The 23192-nt window shown below is 56.1% G+C and carries 16 protein-coding genes; 3 read left to right on the forward strand and 13 right to left on the reverse strand.

Going from position 1 to position 23192, the window contains the following annotated elements:
- Positions 1 to 83: 83 nt before the first annotated feature.
- The 3 genes from ACYCVF_RS25075 to ACYCVF_RS25085 are packed head-to-tail and all read left to right on the forward strand — an operon-like array spanning position 84 to position 3429.
- Complete coding sequence (locus tag ACYCVF_RS25075; RefSeq protein WP_459606638.1) at positions 84 to 1673, forward strand: recombinase family protein; 1590 nt, start codon at positions 84 to 86, stop codon at positions 1671 to 1673.
- Complete coding sequence (locus tag ACYCVF_RS25080) at positions 1651 to 2529, forward strand: plasmid partitioning protein RepB C-terminal domain-containing protein (RefSeq protein ID WP_459606639.1); 879 nt, start codon at positions 1651 to 1653, stop codon at positions 2527 to 2529. Before ACYCVF_RS25075 ends, ACYCVF_RS25080 begins: the two co-directional genes overlap by 23 nt.
- A gap of 3 nt (positions 2530 to 2532) precedes the next feature.
- Complete coding sequence (locus tag ACYCVF_RS25085; RefSeq protein WP_459606640.1) at positions 2533 to 3429, forward strand: plasmid partitioning protein RepB C-terminal domain-containing protein; 897 nt, start codon at positions 2533 to 2535, stop codon at positions 3427 to 3429.
- Positions 3430 to 3666: 237 nt separating this feature from the next.
- Here ACYCVF_RS25085 and ACYCVF_RS25090 read toward each other — a convergent pair whose 3' ends face one another.
- The 13 genes from ACYCVF_RS25090 to hxsB all read right to left on the reverse strand — a co-directional run bounded on the left by ACYCVF_RS25090 (position 3667) and on the right by hxsB (position 23188).
- Positions 3667 to 4611, reverse strand: a complete 945-nt coding sequence (locus ACYCVF_RS25090; RefSeq protein WP_459606641.1) for a ferritin-like domain-containing protein — start codon at positions 4609 to 4611, stop codon at positions 3667 to 3669.
- Positions 4612 to 4668: 57 nt separating this feature from the next.
- Positions 4669 to 5241 carry a gluconate 2-dehydrogenase subunit 3 family protein gene (locus ACYCVF_RS25095; RefSeq protein ID WP_459606642.1) on the reverse strand — a complete coding sequence of 191 codons (573 nt, stop codon included), beginning with the start codon at positions 5239 to 5241 and terminating at the stop codon, positions 4669 to 4671.
- 26 nt (positions 5242 to 5267) lie between these two features.
- Complete coding sequence (locus ACYCVF_RS25100; RefSeq protein WP_459606643.1) at positions 5268 to 6986, reverse strand: GMC oxidoreductase; 1719 nt, start codon at positions 6984 to 6986, stop codon at positions 5268 to 5270.
- Between the two features lie 41 nt (positions 6987 to 7027).
- A complete protein-coding gene (locus ACYCVF_RS25105; protein ID WP_459606644.1) occupies positions 7028 to 10030 on the reverse strand; it encodes an SUMF1/EgtB/PvdO family nonheme iron enzyme in 3003 nt (1000 codons plus the stop codon).
- Positions 10027 to 11613, reverse strand: a complete 1587-nt coding sequence (locus tag ACYCVF_RS25110) for a metallophosphoesterase (RefSeq protein WP_459606645.1) — start codon at positions 11611 to 11613, stop codon at positions 10027 to 10029. The genes ACYCVF_RS25105 and ACYCVF_RS25110 overlap by 4 nt, the downstream gene beginning before the upstream one ends.
- Before the next feature lie 697 nt (positions 11614 to 12310).
- Positions 12311 to 13633: a J domain-containing protein gene (locus ACYCVF_RS25115; protein WP_459606646.1), complete on the reverse strand. Its 1323-nt coding sequence runs from the start codon at positions 13631 to 13633 to the stop codon at positions 12311 to 12313.
- A gap of 514 nt (positions 13634 to 14147) precedes the next feature.
- Positions 14148 to 15128, reverse strand: a complete 981-nt coding sequence (locus ACYCVF_RS25120) for a COG3904 family protein (RefSeq protein WP_459606647.1) — start codon at positions 15126 to 15128, stop codon at positions 14148 to 14150.
- A gap of 373 nt (positions 15129 to 15501) precedes the next feature.
- Positions 15502 to 15972, reverse strand: coding sequence for a CC0125/CC1285 family lipoprotein (locus ACYCVF_RS25125; protein WP_459606648.1), 471 nt, complete (start codon positions 15970 to 15972; stop codon positions 15502 to 15504).
- Positions 15973 to 16464: 492 nt separating this feature from the next.
- Positions 16465 to 17790 (reverse strand): McrC family protein, encoded by a 1326-nt coding sequence (locus tag ACYCVF_RS25130; RefSeq protein WP_459606649.1) that lies wholly within the window; start codon positions 17788 to 17790, stop codon positions 16465 to 16467.
- Positions 17783 to 20116, reverse strand: coding sequence for an AAA family ATPase (locus tag ACYCVF_RS25135; RefSeq protein WP_459606650.1), 2334 nt, complete (start codon positions 20114 to 20116; stop codon positions 17783 to 17785). The genes ACYCVF_RS25130 and ACYCVF_RS25135 overlap by 8 nt, the downstream gene beginning before the upstream one ends.
- A gap of 26 nt (positions 20117 to 20142) precedes the next feature.
- On the reverse strand, positions 20143 to 20337 hold the full coding sequence (locus tag ACYCVF_RS25140) for a hypothetical protein (RefSeq protein ID WP_459606651.1): 195 nt from the start codon (positions 20335 to 20337) through the stop codon (positions 20143 to 20145).
- 227 nt (positions 20338 to 20564) lie between these two features.
- Positions 20565 to 21635 (reverse strand): His-Xaa-Ser system radical SAM maturase HxsC, encoded by a 1071-nt coding sequence (gene hxsC / locus ACYCVF_RS25145; protein ID WP_459606652.1) that lies wholly within the window; start codon positions 21633 to 21635, stop codon positions 20565 to 20567.
- Between the two features lie 104 nt (positions 21636 to 21739).
- Entirely contained in the window at positions 21740 to 23188 is a 1449-nt protein-coding gene (hxsB, locus tag ACYCVF_RS25150; RefSeq protein WP_459606653.1) for a His-Xaa-Ser system radical SAM maturase HxsB, read from the reverse strand.
- Between the last annotated feature and the right edge of the window lie 4 nt (positions 23189 to 23192).

Here is a 23192-nt window from a genome sequence, read left to right on the forward strand (position 1 = left end):
GTTTTCGGAAACATGTTTCCTCCCGAGCTGCGTTATGATTTTCAACTATTCGACCATGCATTCTTGACGCTAGTAGGGCGACGATGTTGCAAGGCACCTCAAACATAGGCGCTGAACTAGAGAGCCCAACTGCCAAATCCGCTGCCGAATACGTTCGGATGTCGACCGACCATCAACAATATTCGACGGCGAACCAGTCACAAGCTATTCGCGAGTACGCTGCGCGTCACGGCTTTCGGATTGAAAAGACTTACGAGGATAGCGGCAAGAGCGGCCTCAATCTTGATGACCGGCAGGCGCTCAAGCAGCTCATCGAGGATGTCCAAAATGGCGCGGCCGAGTTCGCGACCATTCTCGTCTACGACGTCAGTCGCTGGGGGCGCTTCCAAGATGCCGATGAAAGCGCCTATTATGAGTACATTTGCAAGCGGGCGGGCATCTCGGTTCGATACTGCGCGGAGCAGTTTGAGAATGACGGGAGCCCGGTCTCGACCATCGTCAAGGGCGTCAAGCGCGCGATGGCCGGTGAGTACAGCCGCGAGCTCTCGGTCAAGGTTTTTGCGGGACAGCGGCGGCTGATCGAGCTTGGCTATCGCCAGGGAGGCCCGGCGGGATATGGGCTAAGGCGGCAACTGATTGATCAAAATGGCATCGCCAAAGCCGAGCTAGTCCGTGGTGAGCACAAAAGCATCCAAACGGATCGGATCGTGCTCATCCCAGGTCCCGAGCAGGAGATCGAGACGATCCGCTTCGTATACGAGGCGTTCGTTGCTTACGGCAAAAGCGAGAGAGAGATAGCCGACGACCTCAATGCCAGAAGCATCCGTACCGATCTCGGCCGCTCCTGGACGAGAGCCACCGTCCACCAAATCCTCATCAACGAGAAGTACATTGGCAACAATGTCTGGAACCGATGCTCTTGCAAGCTCAAAGGCCGGCGGGTTTATAATCCTCCCGAGCGCTGGATCCGCCACGATCAGGCTTTCGAGCCCATCGTCGATGAAGAGACATTCAGATCCGCGCAAGCAATCATTTCAGATCGTTCGAAGCGCTATTCTGACGAGGAGCTCCTCGACGTGCTGCGCGGCCTCCTGGAACAGCACGGCTATCTCTCCGGCATCATCATCGATGAACTCGAGGTCGGACCGTCCAGCAGTGCCTATCGTTCGCGTTTTGGCAGCCTGATCCGCGCCTATGAACTCATTGGGTTCAGCCCTGACCGGGATTACCGGTATATCGAGATCAATCGCGCCTTACGCCGGATGTATCCCGATTTCATTGCATCAACGGTTCGCGGCATCGAGGAGATCGGGGGATCGGTTCGCCAGGACACGGAAACTGACCTCCTCACCGTCAATGACGAGTTCACCGCTTCTCTTTGCCTCGTCCGATCTCAGGAAACCGTAGCCGGGTCTTACCGGTGGAAGATCCGCTTTGATGCGGGTCTACGGCCGGACATCACCGTGGCGATCCGGATGAACCAGATGAACAGCGCTGTACTCGACTATTACCTGTTGCCGCGCTTTGAAATGGAAGCAGATCAAGTTGCTCTCGCCGAACACAACGGCCTGGCACTCGATGCCTATCGTTTCGACACGCTGGAAATGCTGTTTGAACTCGCGGCCCGCTCGCAACTGATGGAGGTCAGCTATGGGATCGGCTCAATGCATTGAGATCATTCCGGTCGGAGCCATCGATGTGGTCAATCCGCGCGCCCGCAATCGCCGGATTTTTAAGGAAATCGTCACAAGCGTCGCCGAACTCGGCCTGAAGCGGCCGATCACAGTCAAACGAAGGACGAGCGAAGGTGAACCACGCTACGACCTCGTGTGTGGTCAGGGGCGCCTGGAAGCGTATCAAGCCCTCGGGCAGCGGGAGATTCCTGCTGTCGTGGTCGATGCCAGCAATGAAGACAGCGCCATTATGAGCCTGGTGGAGAACTGCGCCCGCCGGCAGCACCGCGCGATTGACCTCTTGCACGATATCGAGGGACTGCGAGGGCGTGGCTATGAGTTCGATGACATCGCCCGCAAGACCGGGCTGAGCATCGAGTATGTCAAGGGTGTGAGTAGCCTGTTGGAGAGCGGCGAGCACCGGTTGCTCCGCGCCGTTGAGGCTGGACAGATGCCGGTCAGCATTGCCGTCATGATCTCCCAAGCTCAGGACACCGACATCCAATCCGTGCTGCAGCAAGCCTACGAAGAAAGACTGCTGCGGGGACAAAAACTCCTAGCAGCCAAGAAGTTGATTGAGCAACGGCGCCGCCGCGGCAAAGGATATAAGACCGGACCCCGGCGGTCCGATGGCGCACCAATCAGCTCGAACGCTCTCTTGCGCGCCTATCGTCAAGACGTCGACCGCAAGCGGGTCCTGATCCGCAAATCCAATAGCACCAAGGCGCGTCTGATCTTCATTCTTGAAGCCTTGCGCAAGCTGTTGGTCGAGCCGGAATTTCTATCGATCCTGGAGGACGAGAACCTCGATACCTTGCCCAAGAACTTGGCGCTACGGCTGCATGGGCAGGGCTAGGCCATGGCGCGCCGACCTCACATTTCGGTACGGATGGGCTTTGAGGAACGGACCGCCCTGGTCAGGCTGGCCGACATCCAGCCCTTAAAGCTCGTGTCGGAGGAGGTGAAGCGGTCGCCAAAATATCGCCAGATCGCAGCATCCGTTGCCGAAATCGGGCTGGTCGAGCCGCCCGTGGTGGCGCGGAGCCGCGACGGCCAGAGCAAATTTCTTCTGCTCGACGGGCATCTGCGCTTCGAGGTTTTACGAGACTGCGGCCTCTTGGAGGTGGAGTGCCTGATCTCGACCGAGGACGAAGCGTTCACCTACAACAAGCGCGTCAACCGCATTGCGATCATTCAAGAGCACCGCATGATCTTGAAGGCGATCGAGAACGGCGTCTCGGAGGCCAGGATTGCCAAGGCGCTGAATGTCGATGTTGCCAGTATCCGAAGGCGCCGCAAGCTGCTGGATGGCATCTGCGTAGAGGCGGTCGATTTGCTCAAGGAAAAGCACCTGACCCTTAACTCGTTCTCGGAGCTGCGCAAACTAGCACCGCTTCGCCAAATCGAGGCGGCGGAGCTGATGATCGCGATGAACAATTTCTCCAACAGCTATGTGCGCTCGCTGGTGGCGGCGACGCCGCGCAACCAGCTTGCGACCGGCTACACGCCGCGGGCCCCGAAGGGATTGTCGGATGAGCAGCTGGCGCTCATGGAGCGGGAGTCGGCCTCGCTCGCGCGGGAGTTCAAGGTGGCCGAACAGACCTATGGGACCGACCACCTCGACCTGGTGTTGGCGGTCGGCTACCTCTCAAAGCTTTTGCGCAACGGCAAAGTGGTGGGCTATCTCGCCAAGCATTTTCAGGAGCTGCTGTTTGAATTCCAGCGCATCACTGAATCTGAGGCCAGTGCGGCGTGATCACTCCGGCGCATTTTAATCGAGTTGGCCACCTTCGCGTATGCCTTGTTATGGAAGAACTCGGCCTCTGGGCGGGTCTCCTAGCGTCTGATACCGAAGACCATCACAGCGCCGCTCCCATACTGCGAGTCACGACTAAGTACCCCCTCTGAGAATTGTGATCGGCTAGATTCCGCAGAGCCACAAATAGCGCTTTGTCAAAAACCGACCCGTTTGCCTATGAGGATCACGCCGGAACTATGATGGGTTAGCCATCTCTGCGTCTGTCCAGCAGAAGGGCGGCCGCAGGCCGGCTCGGATGAGTTCGAGACCCGCGATTCTCAATCGAAACATGCCGGTCAAGTCGAACTGCGCTCCTCGAGTCCAGCAAGCCTCAAGATCCGAGAGGAGCGCAGAAAACGTGGTAATGAATTTCCTACCGTGAGTGGCCGAGCATGCCGTAGTAGAGAAGTCCCAAACTTCTGGCATCGCGATAGGATCCCCGCCAAAGACCCACTTTCCATTCTTGACGATCAGCCTCTTCTGTTCGTGAATCTCCTTAAAAGCATAGTAATGGGCCAACACGGTGTCATGCGACGTCGGCTGCTCAGGCGAATCCTGAAGTCCCTCACCTTCACTCTTGATTCGTTCTACCGCCTCAATTGCTGTCGCGAGGCCGTCTATTGGCGACGCACCAAAAACCGGAATTCTGCAGGCGTTTCTATCGAAGTGAGGCTTAACGGCTTCTAGCCCCTCTATAATCGAGTCGTAGAAATCACCGATTGTAGCAGGGCCTGGTGGCCTTGCCTTCCACGCGACAGGCGGGAACTGCGGATATTCAATTTGCATAAAGACCTCCAACTGCGGCCGATCCAACGGCCGCAGATCGACAGGCAGTTTCTGCAAAATGCCTCCCGGCAAGCTCTTCAACGGATACTTCGGAACAAAGCTGCTCCTGGCAATATGCGGTCGGCCACCAATTGCTGTAAGAAGGTTGCCAGCTAAAGCGAAGTGGTTCATCTCATCACTCACGACGCGATGTACTACGCCCTCGGTGCGATCAGGATCGCTCTTGATAGACCACTGGGCGCATAAGTAGGGCGGAATGGTTGAGAACTCCAGTTGCATCGCCAACCGCAATGCGGACTTCAGTTCCGACAATGAGTGGACTCTACCCGATACAAATTCTTGAATCGATTTCATGCGGCAAGCCCTAGGATGGACGTTAGCAGCGACGGCAACCCGGCACAGATCATCGCTTCAAAGGCCAAGCCGCCAGAGCTCCTCCTCAACCAAGGCTCGCAGCTCACTCGGCACACCCGCATAATCTTTCAGGGGAACGTTTCCGGCGTAGCCAATGACTGCAAGCCCTGCGTCGGACGTAAAGTATCCGCCAATAAGCAGGTAGCGAAATCGCTGAAAGAACGGCCTGAGCGTCCACGACGTTGACATGAATTCTACGATACTCACCCGCTGGCTGCTCCTGAGATCCAAGAATTGCCTGCCATAGTTGCGGTTTGCATAGTCATCAAGCCAATCCAGTCCGCTTGAAATCAACTTTCGGTCGGCGACTTGCTTGGCATAGGGCGCACTCAACCAGTTATTGAAGAACCCGCTGATCGGTAAGCAACTTGGAAATGGGACATGGTGGCCCCCGGGAAGTATCACGTCACTCAATGAGTCAATAAGCTCCGCCTGGTGCTTCGACAGCGATAGAGTCCATGGGGTTGATGGAGTCACCAAATTGGGATCTGATCCATAGCCCGCAGGGACTCGCAACCTTGGATCCAATTGCAGATCTTCAGGATCCAACAGGGCGCGCTCTTGACGCATGGACGCCTCCTAAATCGAGTTGCTAACTACAGTTCGCCTCGTCGCGCGCGCTCTGCAATATGAGCAGATGCACGTGCTGCAAGGGCCATGATCGTCAGCGTAGGGTTCTTATGGGGCTTTGAAGCAAAAGATGCTCCATCCACCACAAACAGATTTTCAACGTCCCACGCCTGCCCGAAATGATTGACACAAGAATTGGATCGCTTTGTGCCCATCCTGGCGCCGCCGACTTCATGAATCATCTCACCGCCGGCGAGCATCGTACCTTCCTTGAGGATTTTTCCACCCAGGCGCCGCACCACCTCCCTGAACGTTACGAACATGTGCTCTACCTGCCGCTTCTCATATTCGCCCCACTTCCACGAAAACTTCAGCGTAGGGACGCCCCATTTGTCTTTTCTGTCAGGATTGATTTCACAGAACGACGCTTCGTTCGGGATCATTTCTCCCTCCCCGCCGAAGACGACGACACTTCCGTATTTCCGGCATATTTCCCTACGCAATCTTGGTCCAAACATTGCGCCCGAGGACGGATTGTAATTCAGGAGATCACCAAGCCCCATTGTGGGCATCTTCCACCCGCCGCTGAATTCAATCTGATAGCCTCTTGGAAAGTTGAGCTCACCCCGCTTCTGTTGCTCATAACCCCACCACGGCACGTAGATGTGTCCAATGCTGATGCCATCTTCGTTCTGCGGTGGAAATCTTTCAAGCGCTGGGACGTGAGCCAAAATCGCCGTACCAGTAGAATCCATTAGATAACGTCCAAGAAGACCGGACGAATTTGCAAGGCCTTTAGGATATTTCTTCGTCGCGGAGTTAAATAGAATGCGTATCGACTCGCAGGTTCCTGCGGCTAAGATGACGGCGTCTGCACATACGCTCGTCGCTTTGCCAGTCTTCCGATCAAAATAGTCGACCCCTGTCGCTCGACTAGCTTCGTCAACGTTCACCCGATAAACGCCCGCATTGCACCTAATCGTCAGACGACCGGTGCCAAGAGCCGGCGGAATGAGAACCGTCGTGCTTTGAAAGTTTGCCCGAATCGAGCAGCCGCGCATGCATGCTGTGGCATAGAAGCAAGCAGCCCGGTCACGATGAGGGCGGGTCAGGATCGCGGCGCGAATTGCCGCGACCGGAATTCCCATGCTGGCGAGTGCACGCGTTACAAAGAGCTCGTAAACGCGAGGTGGAGGCGGCGGCAGGCTTATTCCGGCCGGCGAATCGGGCGTGTTTTCGAGCTCCTCCACTCTGCCGGTAACACCTATTAGCTCTTCAACCTTGTCGTACCACGGAGCGAGCTCTTGGTAGGTGATAGGCCAATCGAAGCCTAACCCGTCCCGGCTATACGGCTTAAAATCATAAGGGCCATAGCGCAGGGATACGCGATCCCAATGGTTCGTACGACCGCCGAGCATGCGCGGTCGCCACCATTTAAACGGGGCTGCATCGCCGATTTCATCGGGGTTCGGCTCATAAGGCTCACCATCAATGGTCCAGCCAGCACCAACAGACGCGTCGTAGAAGCCCCAAGTCTTGTCTGGGGAAGATGCACCATGCAGAGGCGCGAGCTCTGGTGTCTGAAACATTGGCGTTTCAGTCACGGGATCATAATCTCGCCCCGCTTCAAGCATGAGCACGCGCAGGCCGGACATCGAAAGTTCGAATGCGGCCATGCCGCCCGCTGCGCCCGAGCCAACAATAATAACGTCGAAATGGTCCCCTTCTAAATCACTCTCAGACATAGGCGCAGCTTCTCCTCACGTCATGATGACTTCAGATGGTCTCAACGCAATTTGAGAGTTCTCGCGATCCTGACACCTGTCGCAAAGTAACGGCCGTTCACGTCATCCCGATGCCGATTGGCGGATCTCATTGCTCTGGGTACAGTTATCCATGAACCGCCACGGATGACGTGACGGTTGCAGTTGCCAGTTAGGGAAGGAGAGCCGTCGGAGGGAGCATCAGCGTAATTGTCGCTAAAGCAATCTTCGACCCATTCCCAAACGTTGCCGTGCATATCATAGAGACCGAATTTGTTGGGCTTGAATGAACCAACTGGAGCTGTCTTGTCGTTGTCCCATTCGCTTCCGCAGCCATTACAGTTGGCTCTACCTGCCCCAACTTCATTTCCCCAAGAGTACAACGTCTCGGTACCAGCCCTCGCTGCAAACTCCCATTCGGCCTCGCTGAGTAGCCGGTATTCTTTACCGGTCATTCTTGACAGCCACGCCGCATATTCTTTCGAATCGTCCCAGGATATATTGATCACCGGACGCCGACCGCGCCCCCAACTCTGCGATGAGCCGGGCGTCTTGCAACCGCCGGCCGCGAAGCACGCGTCCCATTCATCGAACGTCACTTCATAGCGGCCTACGGCCAAAGGCTTTGTGATACTGACCTTGTGTTGAGGGCTCCCAACGACGCTCTGGGTAGTGACGCGCAACAGCCCCTGGGCTTGACGAGCTTCGTCCGGAGCCTCTGCTTCTGCGGAGCCACCCATCGCAAATGCCCCGACGGGGATGACGACCATTTCCGGACACCCGACACATTCCTTAAAGACCGCACCCACCTGAATCGAGCGCTCGGCGGCCAAAGAAAGTACATGGCCACGGACGTGTCTAAGCCACCATATCTGTTCTTTCAGAAAGGCTTCCTGCCACCAACCTATTAACCCTAGACCGGCGGACGTTACCAGCGCACCGACTAGGAATTGCCCCACCAGAGATCGCCGCGTCGCTAGCCGCCTCGCTTCAACGGAAGCCCGCATGAAGTTGCGCTCTTTCTCCGTCGGACCGCGAGTGCCACGAGCCCCTTGAGCAATTAGAGCGAGCGAAGCAGAGTCGAGGGTTCCGTGCTCAGGCTCTGAGGGCAGCCAATCTTCGACCCAACTTGCTAGGCGCCGCTCGGCCCGCTGACCCGGCAGATCCGATCTTTGGAAATGCTTGCGCACTGGAACTGCAAGCGTGTCATGGGCAAGACGTGTCATTCGCCCCGCCTGTTCTTGTTCTGAAGATTCTTCAGGTACAGCAGTGTAAAGCAAGGAGACGGCGCACAGACTCTCCAGTAGAGAGTCCAGATATTGGTCGCCCTCTTCGCCCAGATGGTAGTAAATGTCCTTCAGTTGCTTTCGAGATAGCTCCTTTGCTGTACCTTGGTCCGTCGTGTGCCGATAGAGCACATCGATGACAAGGCCGGAAGCCACATCAACGGGCCTGCTCATCGACACGGCTTTGATCTGCTCAGTCAGAAACTGGTCGAGGTCCAGCTTGGCCCGCATCCGCTCTTCGTAAACATCCTCGTCCAACCGCTGTTCACCGGCTCGTCTAGCCTTTGCTTCCGTCCAAAGGCGGGTGAGAATTATGCTGAGCAGCGGACTTATTGGCGAATCCGGATCATCCAACAGATCGTCCGCCACTCGATCGGGTAGCCTCTCGTCGACTTGGACTCCGTAAAACTTTCGTAGCCGAGCCGTGGAGCTAACGCCGCGCACAACATCCTCAATTTCATCCCGCGTTAGTCTTTCGAGATAGAACTCGCTGTAGCAAATGTCGGCTTCGAACAAGCGAGCTCGGACATTCGCTAGCCATTCACTTCGAAAGCTAAGTATAATCTTCGATAATTGGGAACGAGAGCCGAGAACCGCCTTGATACGCGAGAAGAGCGCTGCCAGCTCGGCGTTGCCATCCACACAAGTGTCGATGAACACTTCTTCGATTTGATCAATGAGGAAGATGATTGGCTTTCCGCCAGCGTCTCCGTCGCCGCCTTTAGCCAGCAGATCTTCAAGGCACTGCTCCAGCGATTTTCCTGATTCGCGCCTATGGGCCCTTACGGCGAAGGTCAATGACAGGCGAGGCAACACGCCCGCTTGCATCAAAGAGGACTTTCCAACTCCTGATGCCCCGTAGACCAGCACCAACGCTGGGGTGTCCGGATCAGCCACTTGATAATATAGGTCGCGAATTCTCCGGTTTCGTCCAAAGAACACCTCAACATGCTCGGCGCCATACCAATGGAGATACCTGAACGGTTCGCGAGGTAGCGTCTGCCTCGGCAGGCCTGGCAAGCCACGAATCGGGTCTAGAGCTGGCAAATAGGGCGCGCACCGCTGCTGCAACGTTTCAGTCGCCACAGGACAGGCGTAGAGAATGCCACCGGCTATATGGACCGATCGGCTTGACGTAATCTTATTTTCCATAACGAGGTTCGAACGTATGATTCCCACGACTGCGCCGTCGATCAGGCAAGGAGCTCCCGACAAGCCGCTCAATGGTTCACCTAGCGCGGCCGCGGCATTGTCGCTGTAGAGCTGATAGGCCCACGCGCCCTGATAGCGCGCGTCTTGGTCTTGCACGCGGCCATCAATCGCAATTCCAGATCCAGCCATGCGCGCCAGACCAGGAAAGCCCCAACTATCGAATCGAATCGCGTTATTTGGCCGCCTGCTAGTCTCGAGTTCGTAGGTGGTAATTTCACCCATGGGCAGCGGGACAACTCCAGGGAGCGGCTCTTCCAGCTCTAGCAAGGCCCAATCGTCGAGGGGATCGCAGCAGCCCGCGACTACTTTGACGGGGATCTTCTGGACACCCGCAGACGCCGGATAAAAGTACAAGGCCGGAAAACAGACGTCGGTGCCCTTGACGATGGACACGGCCCTATCACCCACAACGTGAAATGCCGTCATCAGAAAGCGATCAGAAACAACAAACGCTGTTCCATACACCTCTCCGCCATCCCCTCGGATAGCCACTATCCGTCCGATAGCTTGCTTTGCCTTCGGCGTCATACGTCTTCTGCTTCACAGCTATATTCGTACAGTTGCGCGTCGAATGGTTCCCCCTTCTCGTCAAATTCAATTCGCGCATAGGTCGGGATGAACTGCAGATAGCTACGCAATCTTGCTGTCCTCATATCCTCGACAAACCGTTCCAACCGGCTAAGCATCACGGCGACGATATCTTGGCCCCGCGGCAATCCAGGATCAGGAGCCAGAATAGTCGACGGGAAAGGGAGCAGATCGGCCCAGGTGCCTGAGTTGATATACAGGCCTCGATCGAACTCTATTCTTTTGGCTAAATGGGTATGGCCAAACAGCACTATCTTCGAGCCATACGACAGAAGCCGTTCGGCGGCTTCCCGGTACTGCGTTATCTCGCGCTGCCTATCGAAGGAGAAATCGTCCTGCACTGCTCTGAGTGCAGTAAGCAAAGTCGGCAGTCTTGTGGAAATTGAACTATTCGGCCGAGCCAGCGTCAGCCTCACAAGCGACCAAAGCGAACGAAAATCAACCGAACCAGCGTCACCTCGGAATTGCTCTTGCTCAGCAACGCCGAGTGGGCAGCTCGTATCATTTCGATCAAATAGATCTAACAGTTTTCGGTCTTGCAAAATCTCCTTGATAATTGCTTCTCCCGTGACCTCTGCTCGAGGCTCATGCTCGGCAATATCGCCAGCGTTGGAGGGGAGTCCGTCGATGCCTACCAAATGCTTGCGTGATCGTGCGACTAGACTGGCAATGGTCACTATCCGCGATCTATATTCCGGGGCCAAAGCCATCAGAATCGGTATTGCCGCCTGGCTCTCGGGTTTTAAGAGGTCGATGAACGGGTATCGGGTCTTAATCTCATTCATTACTCCCGCTACTAGGAAACTCCCGGCGGGAGCCTCAAAGTCTCGGGACGAATCCAAACTTGGCTCCATTCTGGATTGCACCGATCTAAGTCGCCGAAATCCATCATGTGAGACCACATTCCATTCGTCATAGCGATTTCCGTGTTCGATCAATACGCTGCCCACCCGGTAGGCTTCACCATCGTAGATGATCGAGAATCTCCGCCCGTCAGCTGCCAGTACCTCGGTTAGAAACCGACGAACCGCAGGAAATCCTAATTCGATGTCGTGATTTCCTAGTGTTATCGTCAGCCGGATGCCGGCCGCGAGCAGCTCCCGCAATGCGGCGAAGAACTCTTCGTCGCGTTGAACAATACGCTTGAACAGTTTGGTCGCCTCGGAGGGATCATCGACAAACGGCTGCCATCCCAAGTCAACCTTACCGGAAACCGGGTCTCGCACCTCTCTCGTTTCAGCTAGAAAATCGACCAGATCTCCATTGATCACGAGTTCGGTGTCAGTCAATGTCCGTACAGCACGAGCAGTTAGTGCTCGCACAAAAGCCGTAAGTTCGCGAACGTGCGTACAAATTCGAAAACCTCGGCCACTGTCCGAGTTTTCGCCGTAGTCTCCGCCCAAGTGGAGATCCGATATGACGTAAAGACGCTTTGACGCTTTATTATTTGTCTTGAGATTGGTCATCGGAATTTGATCAAATACGTAAAGCGCCATCTTCAACCTAAGCGCGATGCCGATCAAGAGCCAATTTGAGGCTGGCCCTGGTGCGCAAACCCCTTCGCGGGTGCGTCGGCGGAGGAGAGACCTTCGATCACCGTTGGCGGTGATGGGCGATTGCTGCCGCGTGTGCGATTGCTGCTTAGCAGCATCCGAGGCGGAGAGCCGGGACTCACGATCGGCAGCTTCTTCGACTTCGCCGAACCGGGGACGGGATCAGGTCGATGTCAAGCACGACGCCTGGATGTGGCCTATGTTAGGGCCGAAAAACTCCGGCAGAACAAAGATCATGGTTATCTCGGAAGCAATTGAGCGACGTTGAACACGCACGGGGGTCATCCGCACCTGCGGCACGAGCGGTCCAGAGCCTGGGCAGATTCGATCGCTGACGTGTGAGGCTCGCAGAATGCCTTGGACCTCGCTTGAAAGAACCTCCGCGTGGCTGCGCGACCGATGCGAGAGATTCGCAGATCCAATGTTATGGAAGAACTAGGCCTTTGAGCGAGCGGGCCGAGATCTTCTATACCCCGCACGCGAGCGCGTGAGATCTGCCTGGACCTTGGAAAGAGAAAGAGCGCCGCAGTACACCCGCGATGGGCGGAGCTGCTATGGGCACTGGCCTGCGCTTTGCCAATGTGCATTGTACTACTTGTGACAGGGGTCGGCTCGCTGCATCTAGCCCTATGATCAGATCCGCGACAAGCTAGCTCCCAGTCAGTGCTCAGAACTCGTCGTCTGCCAAGGTGTACGTCTGCATGTTGCCGTTCCGTACCTTGTACAGCGTCAACGACAAATCGCTGTAGCGTACCCCTTCGAAAGTACGCGTTTCGGTCAGGGAGAACTGCTCGGACCGGGACAAGGTGCCCGAATTGAGGTCTTTATAGCGAATGTCGTAACTCCCTTGCCGAACATTCTCCAGGATGAATTTGCGGCCAGCGGGGATATAGAACTGCCTAACCGGAAACGCGTTCACGCCATCTAGCGAGATGAGTTTCACGAAGACATCGGAATCGTTCTGCCCGTTGTCCACGGTGACCCTCGACTTGCCGTCCGTGTTGAGCCGGGAGTAGCCAGGCACATAAGCGGCCGTAAGCGGCCAAGGCATCCCATTGGGAGCGCTCTCTGGGCGCGCGTAAGTTGGTCGCTTTTGCACTGGAGACGACGGGGAGATTGGTGCCGTCGGGCCGGAAGGAGCAGCCGCCACATAGGGCTTCGGGCCGCGGGTTGGCGAACTTTCTGAGGTTTGTTCGTAAGCTTGCCAAATCCCGACCGCGACTAGCGCAATCGCTGCTGCCTGGACGTAGAAGGGTCTAGAGAGCAGTCGCCACGAGTTCTTGAGGCGATTAGTACTGCCGCCAATCTCCTGCAGCAATTGATTGATACTCTCGCGTAGCTCGACCCCCGCTGGGTTCAGAGGAGCTCCCCTAGCGAGCTCTACAGCATCCATGGCGACGGCCCTGGCGACATCCATCTTGCCGAGGGTGGCAAAGCACCATGCCTGATACGCGGCGAGACGCGCATTCGCTTCTGGCGGACGCCTCCCGCCCAGCATGTTCGTAATGATAGCTTGGACCGCATAAATCGGCCCCCAGGGGACGCCCCACCAGCCCAAGAGCCAGGTGACAGCAGAAGCCCTGTAGGCTCTCTTCTCGGCGCATGCGCTGCAAAAGATACCTTGTACGGGAGAGCGCAAAGTCACCAGGACGAAGCTCTTCACCGTCAAGAAAATTGCGTACCGCGGTTGAGCAGTTACCTTGCCGCAGCAGGAGCATACGATTGGCTCTGGCGGAGCCTGACGCGCACCCACCGAAGCACCTTCCGCCTCAAGCGTCATGGTGTCGTAGGCCGCCCGAGAGCCGGGGTCGTTCAGCGCCTCATAGGCCTCGTTCAGAAAGCGGAATTGTGCCGGTGCATCGCGAGCTGGATTTCGGTCTGGGTGTAGGTCCTTTGCTCTATGTCTATAGGCGGCCTTAATCTCCTCAGCAGTGGCGTTAATGCTCACGCCGAGGATCGTGTAATAGCCCTTCGGGTCCTGCTTGTTCATTGTCGTGCCCGGCGCCGTCTGCCTTCGAACTTTTGCCGCGACGATCCTGACGCCGCAGCAAAACCGGAGACTCCTAGTCTGATTGGACCTAATGTTCGCAGGTTCGAGAATCCGATAAATTGCGGAGGCGGCCGTAGAAGGTTGTCATCAGGCTGGAGCACGCCAATGCAAGGTCCCGATGCTATGGAAGTCACAAGACACCTAGGATCATCGCGCCAAGCCAACCATTATACGTTTGCCCAGCGGCAGCTGTACGCTTCGATCTTTTGGACGCAGTTCTATGAAGTACCGAAAGACCGATATCCGCGATCCTACGGATTTGCCGGTCTTTAGGATTACGATCGAATGGATCAACGGCTGTCCGGAATTCCTCAGAGCCGCTTTCGTCCGCGAACTTTATAATTCTCCGGCCGTCTCGTCGCACCCGAGCGCTCGAAGCACGGAATTCACTACGTCTAGGGCGTGTACTCATAACAATGGCGCGCCTGATACCCGCTATGCTCATAATTGGCAATCAATCGTCGGCGATTTTGGTCCAATTGCCAGAGCTATCCTGCATATCGCGGTGGACTGCTTCTGTGTCCCAATTGAAGCAGCGCCGAATATCCTTTGTCGCATTGAAGGTGCAGACCTCCTTCAGCACGATTTTATCGTTCATATCCTTCACAACTTTAGCGCCGGTGTCGAAGCCATCCTTATTTGTGAACGTCACCACGTTCCAGCAAAGCTTTAGTTCGGGCTGACACGATCGCATCGTTCTTGGCGTTCCGTTGTTTTGTTGGGCAGATAGCGCAACAGCCTTCTCAACAAATTCATTCCAAGTAGGAGGCTTCGCGACGGCCCTTGCCTTTGGCGTGATGTCAACTGGCTCCGTATCTTCCGTTTGTCGGGCCGGGGGCCGATCAGGCTGCGCCACTTGGGAAGGCTTCCCGACTAACGAAACCTCCATCGATTGGAGCTCTGACGGGCTAAGCCAAACCATGTCTGAAGGAGGGGTCACGACCATTCTACCGATGATCGCAGCCGGGACACCGAGCTCTTTCGCCACTCGAGCCATCGAAACTGTTGCAGCGCCCGATCCTGCCGTTTCCTGACCAGACTGATTGGAGGCTCCATGAACGCCGATGTGCGCATTGTAATTCGCGTATTTCATAGAGCCCGCTGCGAAGACCAGAAAGCAGGCAGATGCGCAAGTTGCCCCTTGACCTACATTCGTTACGATCTTTCCAAAGCGCACAGCGTCAGCAAGCTTGACGCCCTCCAGCAAGCTGCCGCCGGGAGAATTCAGTCTGATCGACGAAACAAGCTTACCTGCATCATTGGCAGTTTTCACCGCGCTCTTGAATGCCTCAGTGTCGCCGTCGACCAATTCCCCCGATATCAAGATCACGACACGGCCGTCTTTTAGCTGCGACGACTTGAGTGTGGCGGCGTTTGATGGGCAAAAGGTAGCGAGAAACAAAATTGCAGAAATCTGAATGTGCCAAGCTGGCATGGAATCCCCCAGAGCGACGTCGGCATTCCGCGAGATATTCTTTCGCAACCCTGGGACGAGTGCAAGTGGTCTATCTCTGCGGATTGTTCGGCAGCTTTTTCACGTCGTGAGACCGATCCATCAACGATCGGATCGTTGCGCCATTGGCCACCGCATTTTCTGCTCCTGAAGCCACCCGCTCCGGGGTGCACATCTTCGATGGCGGGTTGCCGCATTGACGAACGAGCGCTTCCCAGCCGACACACTTTCCCGCCTGATTGCGATAGCCTGGGCCGCCATTGTCGCCGCAGGCTGCGTGAGCGGATGCGCTCAATAGCGCGAGGAGAAATGATAGTCCTACGACTCTATGGACCGACATAGGTTCGCCGCTCCTTCATCGCGGGCGCTCCACTCGAGATCCGACAAATTGAATAATCTCTTGGGCGGAGTAGACGCCTTGAGGCGTGGGACCGGGTGGCAGCTTCAGCACGCGCACATAGACGTCTTGTCCCGGCCTGATCACCGTGTCGACGCTGCCTGGCGAGGTGGTCGTGAAAGCTTGATTGCCAACGAACGTTGTATTGCTCGTTCCAGGAGACACGATTGTCGAAGCCCGACTCGCATCGGCTGCGCTGATAATCTGAAAGTGCGTGCCGCCGGCGGCTTGAGCAGTTTCTGCGGCCTTCAGGAGGACGTAGTCCTGTACTGTGGCAGAGTTCGTGTAGGCGTTGCCTCGCGACTGAATGCGCCATGTGTCCGCAGTCATCTGCTGCGCAGCGACGCCGCCTGTAAATCCCATTTCTTGATATTTTGTGCCGCAGCCGCCCAACGCAAGGCAGACCCCAGCGATAACAATCCAACGCATTCTCGCGCCCCCTGCGTATTATCCAAGCGCAACTAGGAGGAGAGATCAATGCGACGTTCGCCGACCCCGTAGAAATACGGACGAGAAGCCATGGCGCTGAAATCAGCGTTGAATTTGACACCGTTGATCCTTTGACCCCGCCGCGACTAACAGCGGCCTTCACGTGTTTTTCTGATTTTGAATGTTTGGCAAGGAGGACAAGCGTTCGATCTCGGTAGCACGCGCCTTCGTGGGCCCCTTGGGTGGTACGTCACGTCCATTCAAGGGTCCCAAACGAAACGGCGCAGCGCTGGCCTTTCGGGTCGGCAGACCCACCGGTAATGCGCCATTAATCCTAAGCGCAGACCCTGGTACAACGCTGCCGATTACGCAGTTCAGTTGTTATGGAAGAACTCAGCCAGCGGCCCAGCCCTCAGTCGCGCAGTACATGAGCCAAGTCTAATCCCACTCACCTGTTGACGGGCAAATGTTCTACCCGGAGAGCTTATAGTCTCAAAAAGTGACAAGAGAGCGCGCGAAACTCCTCCGCTGTTCCCACTTCGCCGAACCCTCATTGGAGGGATGCAGCAGCATAGCCAAGTCTTGCAACTGCACCGGACGAAAGATCACCGTCGGCTTAGATCCGGCACCCCAGAGCACGGGATGACGAATTTCTACCCGCTCTTCGCGAGCTTCTGATGAAGTGGTCCCGTACAGAATAATGCTTTTCTGATTTGGCGAGGCCAACGCGTACATGGACAGTTGATAGAGCCAACCGGCAGGATAACCTTTTTCCCAGATGTCCCGATACTTTGCATCTAGGAAACCGATCAGGCCCTTAGCGCTGAATAGTGCAAAGTCAGGCCGCGGTCTCGGTAAAGAGCGTCCTTTAGGGTTTGCGAGCGGTGGGTATGCAAACATGCCTTTGGTAGTCTGCTCATCCCTTATCGAGAGGCCGTCAAGGTTCTCGCGCAAGAATCGGGAAAGCAGGCGCTGAAAAAAGAGGTTCATGTCGAACAGAAATCCGGGGGTGCGGTGAGAAGACGTCTCCGTCTCAATTGACGTGCCGTGCATTCCAAATAGAAGTCTAATGAGCGTCAGTGCAGGCCGACTTGTTGCCGTGAGACGCGTCAGCCCTCGCTCAACCTCATCGAGATCACGCCCCTGGAGCGCAGTTGTTTCGACTGCGTCGAATGCTTCGCCCAAGCTCCGAACGCGTCGATACAAATCCCGATTGGTTGTCATGGTTCTCGCGAGATCGAGCCCCGATCGCAGAACCTGGTTGAGCCTCCAATTGGCATGCCGCTGGAAGTGCAAACACGGAAGTGCTCCATCCACGATTCCGCCGCGAGACGCGATCTTATCGACGAGGATTCGCCCTCTGGGACTTGTGAGCATTTCTGAAACTGGAACATACCGGCGCAGCAAGCCCCGGTGCAGCAATTCCTCAATCTCCGCCACCAAAAGCGATATGAGAATATCATGTATACCGTATTGAGCTGTCGGAGTGAGGGTCTGCCCAATTACTTGGAAGTCACGTAAACCATAGGCATAGCGAACCAGCGACGTGAGGGCTAACCCCTGCAGCTTGGGATTGATGTTGATCCGAAGGGGGCCCACAGCGATGTGCCCCACAAAAGAAGTCGTGGAAACTTCGAGGCCTTTGTATCCCTCTCGGACGTCGACCTGGCCTCGAATTGCAAGCGCTAGGGTTTGTGCTGCGAGATTGTTTCTAAGCGTCGTGCCAATGAGTTGCGGACGTGAAACAGCTTCGACGCGATCCCATTCATTTAGCGTGACGGGAACGGCTTCGAAGCCATTTTCAAGATATTCAGGCATCGTCGGTTTCGTCAGCGGCCGACTCTGCCGCATCATCTACAACATCGTTTTGTTCTGGATTTTCAACTAACGTCAACGATTGCATTTCTTCGTACGCAAGAGCCTGAAGCAGGCTATCCTCATTCTTGGGATCGAATATTTCGTCCCGAATTCGCGCGGCTTGGACGTCGACTAGGCCTGGCCCAAGAATGTCGCTTAGTGCACCAAAGTCGTCGTAGCAGTACTCTTCAAGAAGCGGGATAAGATCCTCACGAAGTACACGCGAGAATTCCGCAACAGACGTGATGGGCTGACTGAGCAAGTATGCGTGCCCAATCTGAAGGTTGCGCGCGTCGCGCTTCAAATGACGGCGCAAACGAGCATTGAGGGCGTCGAGCCAGGGGCCGAGCGGCAATTCGCCCACTGCACGTCTTTCAAGCAACGAGCTATCCGGCATCAGCTCGATGAATCCGAAGCGCCTTCTAAGCGCGACATCTAACAGGGAGATCGACCTATCTGCAGTGTTCATCGTGCCGATGATGAAGACGTTAGACGGGACAGAAAAATGTGATCCGCTCGGAAGCGTGACAACGCTGCCTCGCTTGTCGCGCTCGAGAAGCGTAATCAACTCGCCAAAAATTCTAGGAACATCGCCTCGATTGATTTCATCCACAACGAGGAAAAAGTGTCTATCGTTAGCCTTCTCAGCATCGGCGCATAGTTGCTTGAAAATTCCAGCGCGCCGTTCAAAGAACAAATGCCCCGACACCGTCTCGGGCCGCAGGCCTTCTATGAAGTCTTCGTAACCGTATCCGGGATGAAAGGTGCATTTCCGCACTAGGCCGTTCGGATTCTCGATCTCAGCGCGCTCGGGCTCCGTAAGCATCGAATGAGTCTTGCCGAAGCGCTGACGTGCGGCAAGCTCTGTTGCAGTTCGAACCGCGAGATAGGTCTTGCCGGTTCCAGGCGGGCCGTAGAGAAGTGTTTGCCCTTTGCGACGCAGGATACCGTCCACCCTTGCCGCGAATTGATCCAACGGCGGCAGTTGCGTCACAGCAGTAGCCGCCTTGGTACGCGCTGTATGCAGCCGACTGGCAGGTGAGTTCGAAACTCCTCCAGAAAAATTCTTGCGCTCCAGTTCAAGTAAATTTTCGCCATTCCTACCCAATTCAAAAACGGTGGTGCGCGGCCCTTCTGGCTGTGGCAATTGCCAGGAATCTAGGAGAAGCCATTGTACGGGGCGCTTGTGGGGGAAACGGAGCCCGCGTTCATATTCATACGAACCACTGACTCGTCCGACACCGAGCACCGTTTGACCTTCGCAGGCTAACACAAGATCGTTTTCGGCCATCTCGCGCACGAACTTGACTACCTCGCCTGCCTTACGAGAAGCGACTCCCGAATTCGAGTAAGCAGGAACCAGCCATTCCCTAATCCGATCTTTGAGAGTGACCTTCTCTTCGCTAAGATGAGGAGAGAGATCTGGAACGGAATCAGGCCAACCAATAGAAACGTAATTGCCATCGCGCATATTGGCCCATTGGCTATCGCCATCACTCCCTTCGGTCGTTCCAATGCGCCAGAACCGATGGAAGCCTCCTGTCCGTCGATTAAGCGCTGAGGTCAGGATGCTAACTGGAACATTAAGAGCGCGCGCTATTCTCACGAAGCGCCCAGCGCAAACGAAGCGAGGCGCTCCGCCATCAAGTATTCCCACACCGTCGGGAGGCATCTGCAACAGCTTATACAGATGAAAACGTTGGTAGCGCGGGCTATGGTAGTCATCGAGCTTATCGGAGTGCGTTAGAAACCAATATTTATGCGCCCAACCATCGCCAGAGAGTTCCGGCGCGGCACCCTCCATGAGTTTCTGAAGGTCACCATAAGCTTCGTCTGAACAATCAATCGAATTTAGCTCTGCTAGGAGCTTGTCACCCGCTAGCAGCTCATCACGTTGGCGCCGGGCTATTTGGATTGCATCGTCAACCGTAATAGCTTTTGGATTCGTGCCTTTGCCGCCCATCCACTCGCCATCTGTCGGTCTCTGATATACGCCGAACTTCAGTGCTGACCCGCCTCCAATTCCGCCAAATGCGTTCGTGGCAAACGTCTCGTCGTTCATGAACTCAAGCCAGTAACTCAAACAGCGGGAATCGCTACTCCGACGGCCGTGCATCGTCTTGAGTAGAGCTTCACCGTCCAGCCTTCGAAGCGCATCCGGACCAAATCGTTCGCGGAAATTGCGGATGTACTCATCATGCTGCTGAGACGTGATTATTTCCCCGGCCGCTTGGCCGCGATCGATGGCGCTCTTCAGGTCATCCAATAGCTGCGGCTCAATATCCATATTAAGCTTTCCAATCTTGATTTTGCTTAGCCGTTCCCTGATGTCGGTTCACGGAGGAAGCCGAGGACGGGCGTGAAAAGATCAGGTTCTTTGGCCTGGGCGCCGATGGAGACAAGGAAGCGGTCATCGAGGAAGTGTTTCCATCTCGGGTAATTGTTGGGGGGCCACATCTGCAGACCTGCAACGGTGGATTCGATCAATTTGCGGCCGAGTGTGTCCAACGGATCTCATACTGGTCGAGGACGGCTGCGCGTCGAGCATCTCGAAACATCTTAATATTCTGCTCGTCTACGTACCTCGAGCGAACGTCAGGATGCTGCTCTCACAGTCCTTGCGAAAGTTGGAGCGACAGAGACACCGCACGTAGAAGCAGCTGGGAATGAAACCGTTGTCAATCTCATGCGTGCTCTCCTGTATCTGGAGTCGGACAACCTTCCAGGTCGCTCTGCTAGGAAGTTATCGCGCGTATTCCCCGGCTGAAGCGTGGTCGTCCGGTTGTGAAAAAGCCGCTGCAAGCGTTCTTTTCGTCGCAGCCATCGCATTCTTCCACGAAACCGTTTTTCCAATCCGAGATCGATTGGAGCGCGTGCGGCCAAACAGACTTTGGAAGAACACACTTGGGAAGGTTGTATACCGATACGTTGACGCCAGCGGCACTCAAGTAATCGACGGCTCTTGCGAGCCCATCGCCATAGTCCACCGGATCCATCCAGAGCATGGCATCGTTTGCGATGGCAAAGCCCGTGTTTTCGAGCCCCATCAACGCGACGTGATCGACGAACGGCACATTGCGGGCAAGCCACCGGCCCGTGTCCTCAATGATCGGCGCGGTCAATGCATGCAGGACGACGCGGATTTCTACCCGTTGTCCTCGGTCCTTGAGCTTTAGGATGCCTAGGATTGTCTCGTCGAACGCACCCTTGGCCTGCACCACGTGATCATGGACATGATCCACGGCGGAATAGACCGGAATGGCCGCCATGAGGTTCGGGTGGCCGATCTCTTTCCAGGCGTCGACGATCCGCGAGTCGGCGAACGCCCTGCCGTTGGTCAGCACCTGTATGGCGGTTTCCGGCAGCCAATCGCGGCACTCCTTCAGAACGGCGATGAAGTCTTCCCAATCCGACAGGGTCTCCCCGCCGGTGAACGTCAACCCGCGGGTCGCCGGGTCGACGAGCGGCAGGCTTTCTTTGATTTCGCTAAGGATCCACCGGTCATCGACATCTTTCGGTGGTTGCGAGCACATCAGGCAATAATTGTTGCACCGTTCCGTGACAAGAAACGAGTTGTGAGCCGAATTCCGGCGATACAACGTACGGAATTTCCTCGACACATGATCGAAGCCGATCACATCGCCGTCCGCGAGATAGCCATATCTTGGGGAGACGGCGACGAGCTGTCCTGTGAACTGGCCGGGTAGATCCATTGAGCCGTCGGAGACGACGAGGATGGACGGCCAATCGGCTTCTATCGCGCGCCGAATGTCGGCTGGCGTTCTAGCGAGCGCGAAATCAGCCACGTGACGTTCGGCGGCACTGTCAACCGACCGGAGCCTGAGGACCGATCGGGCTTTGTCCGAGGAAAATCCAGCGCTCTGCGAGGCTGTGCCATAGAGAGGAAGGGTCATGCGGCGGCCCATCGTCGCAAGATGGCAGCATCTTCCGGAGAGTTCTCCAGAATATCCAGCAACAGGCCCATGATGCCTTTTTGCCGAGCGCAAAATGCAGACAAAGGCTTGATTCCCAAGGCATCACCCTGCGTTGCGTGATGATAGACGGGGTCCGCGCCGCAGTGGCTCTCATACACACAGGTCGAGCATTCGGGAGCGCACTGCGTCAGCGACGACGAAATCGCGCCGATCAGATTGTCCGATAGGATGAGCGAATTGTAACTGTCGCGCTCGACGTGACCGAGCCGGAAAGTGTCGTCACCGGTCTCGGCCAGCATCCTGCCTTCATCCGACGCGAAAACACTGCCGTCATAGTTGTAGACCAGCGCGCCAAGGCCGGCGCCCGCGGGGCTGCGCAAATCAACGTAGCCGATGGGTCGGTCCGAGAGCATCCGTGTGAGAAGCAGCGTCGCATAGAACTCTCGGAATGGGGTGCCCTGTCGGTTGATCTCCAGAACCCGGCGCAATCCTCGCTCGTAGAACGCAAGCCACTTCTGCGCGTCATACTTGGCGAACTGCTTTGTCTTGATGGCAAAACCAAACGGCGAGAGCGGCCGCAGGAAGATGCCATCCAGCCCCAGTTCGAGATATTCGTCGATGATTTCATCGACGCGGTCGAGGCTCGCCTCCGTGGTAGTCATCAAGGCCCCGACCCTGTCGGGACCTAGAACCTCCCTGGCCCGCCGGATTCCGGCAACAGCTAGTTCATGACTGTTTGCACCCGGTCGGGGACGGTTCTTGTTGTGCAGGTCGGCTGGACCGTCGAGAGACGTTGAGAGCAGGACGTTGTTCTCTTTGCAAAACTCGAGAACGGCGTCATCCAACAAGGCCAAGTTCGACGCGATCACGAAGTCGAGCTTCTTGCCGGACCGTTGCTTTGCAGCGACAACAATCTTCCTGATGAGCGGAAAATTGAGAAGTGGCTCCCCACCCTGGAACTCGATCTTGATCCGTGACGTCGGGCTGGCGAACGCGATGTCGAGCGCGCGCATCGCGGTCTCTTCGCTCATGTCGAAGCGTGATCGGTCGGTGCTTTGACGCGAGACTTGGCAATATGGGCAGGAGTGTTCGCACCGCAGCGTCACGACGAAAATATGAAGCGGGGTCGTCTGCTGCAGGAACGACATCCGGCTTCTTAGCCGGGCCGCCAAAAGCTGCCGTTGCGCCTTCTGGTTCGCTCCGCTGATCAGATGAGCGGCATAGGCCTTGTCGTAGAGACCGTCGCCGGGGCGGACACGAAGGTCGACCAGCCTGGTCAGTTCATCCTCCGTCAGTCGGATGAAATCGCCGACCATGTTGGCGACAAGATATTGATTGGCGCCGGTGCGCTCAAAATTGAACGGCAACAACGATAGATCTTCGGTTACCGTTCTGAAGGTCTCAGGAGATAAAAACCGCGCCATGGTC

The sequence above is a fragment of the Bradyrhizobium cedriense genome (assembly GCF_054602315.1).

Excerpts from the sequence above, each read along its gene's own strand:
- ACYCVF_RS25075 (WP_459606638.1), top strand. The coding sequence starts at position 84 with ATGTTGCAAGGCACCTCAAACATAGGCGCTGAACTAGAGAGCCCAACT.
- ACYCVF_RS25080 (WP_459606639.1), top strand. The coding sequence starts at position 1,651 with ATGGGATCGGCTCAATGCATTGAGATCATTCCGGTCGGAGCCATCGAT.
- ACYCVF_RS25085 (WP_459606640.1), top strand. The coding sequence starts at position 2,533 with ATGGCGCGCCGACCTCACATTTCGGTACGGATGGGCTTTGAGGAACGG.
- ACYCVF_RS25090 (WP_459606641.1), bottom strand. The coding sequence starts at position 4,611 with ATGAAATCGATTCAAGAATTTGTATCGGGTAGAGTCCACTCATTGTCG.
- ACYCVF_RS25095 (WP_459606642.1), bottom strand. The coding sequence starts at position 5,241 with ATGCGTCAAGAGCGCGCCCTGTTGGATCCTGAAGATCTGCAATTGGAT.
- ACYCVF_RS25100 (WP_459606643.1), bottom strand. The coding sequence starts at position 6,986 with ATGTCTGAGAGTGATTTAGAAGGGGACCATTTCGACGTTATTATTGTT.
- ACYCVF_RS25105 (WP_459606644.1), bottom strand. The coding sequence starts at position 10,030 with ATGACGCCGAAGGCAAAGCAAGCTATCGGACGGATAGTGGCTATCCGA.
- ACYCVF_RS25115 (WP_459606646.1), bottom strand. The coding sequence starts at position 13,633 with ATGAACAAGCAGGACCCGAAGGGCTATTACACGATCCTCGGCGTGAGC.
- ACYCVF_RS25120 (WP_459606647.1), bottom strand. The coding sequence starts at position 15,128 with ATGCCAGCTTGGCACATTCAGATTTCTGCAATTTTGTTTCTCGCTACC.
- ACYCVF_RS25125 (WP_459606648.1), bottom strand. The coding sequence starts at position 15,972 with ATGCGTTGGATTGTTATCGCTGGGGTCTGCCTTGCGTTGGGCGGCTGC.
- ACYCVF_RS25130 (WP_459606649.1), bottom strand. The coding sequence starts at position 17,790 with ATGCCTGAATATCTTGAAAATGGCTTCGAAGCCGTTCCCGTCACGCTA.
- ACYCVF_RS25135 (WP_459606650.1), bottom strand. The coding sequence starts at position 20,116 with ATGGATATTGAGCCGCAGCTATTGGATGACCTGAAGAGCGCCATCGAT.
- hxsB (WP_459606653.1), bottom strand. The coding sequence starts at position 23,188 with ATGGCGCGGTTTTTATCTCCTGAGACCTTCAGAACGGTAACCGAAGAT.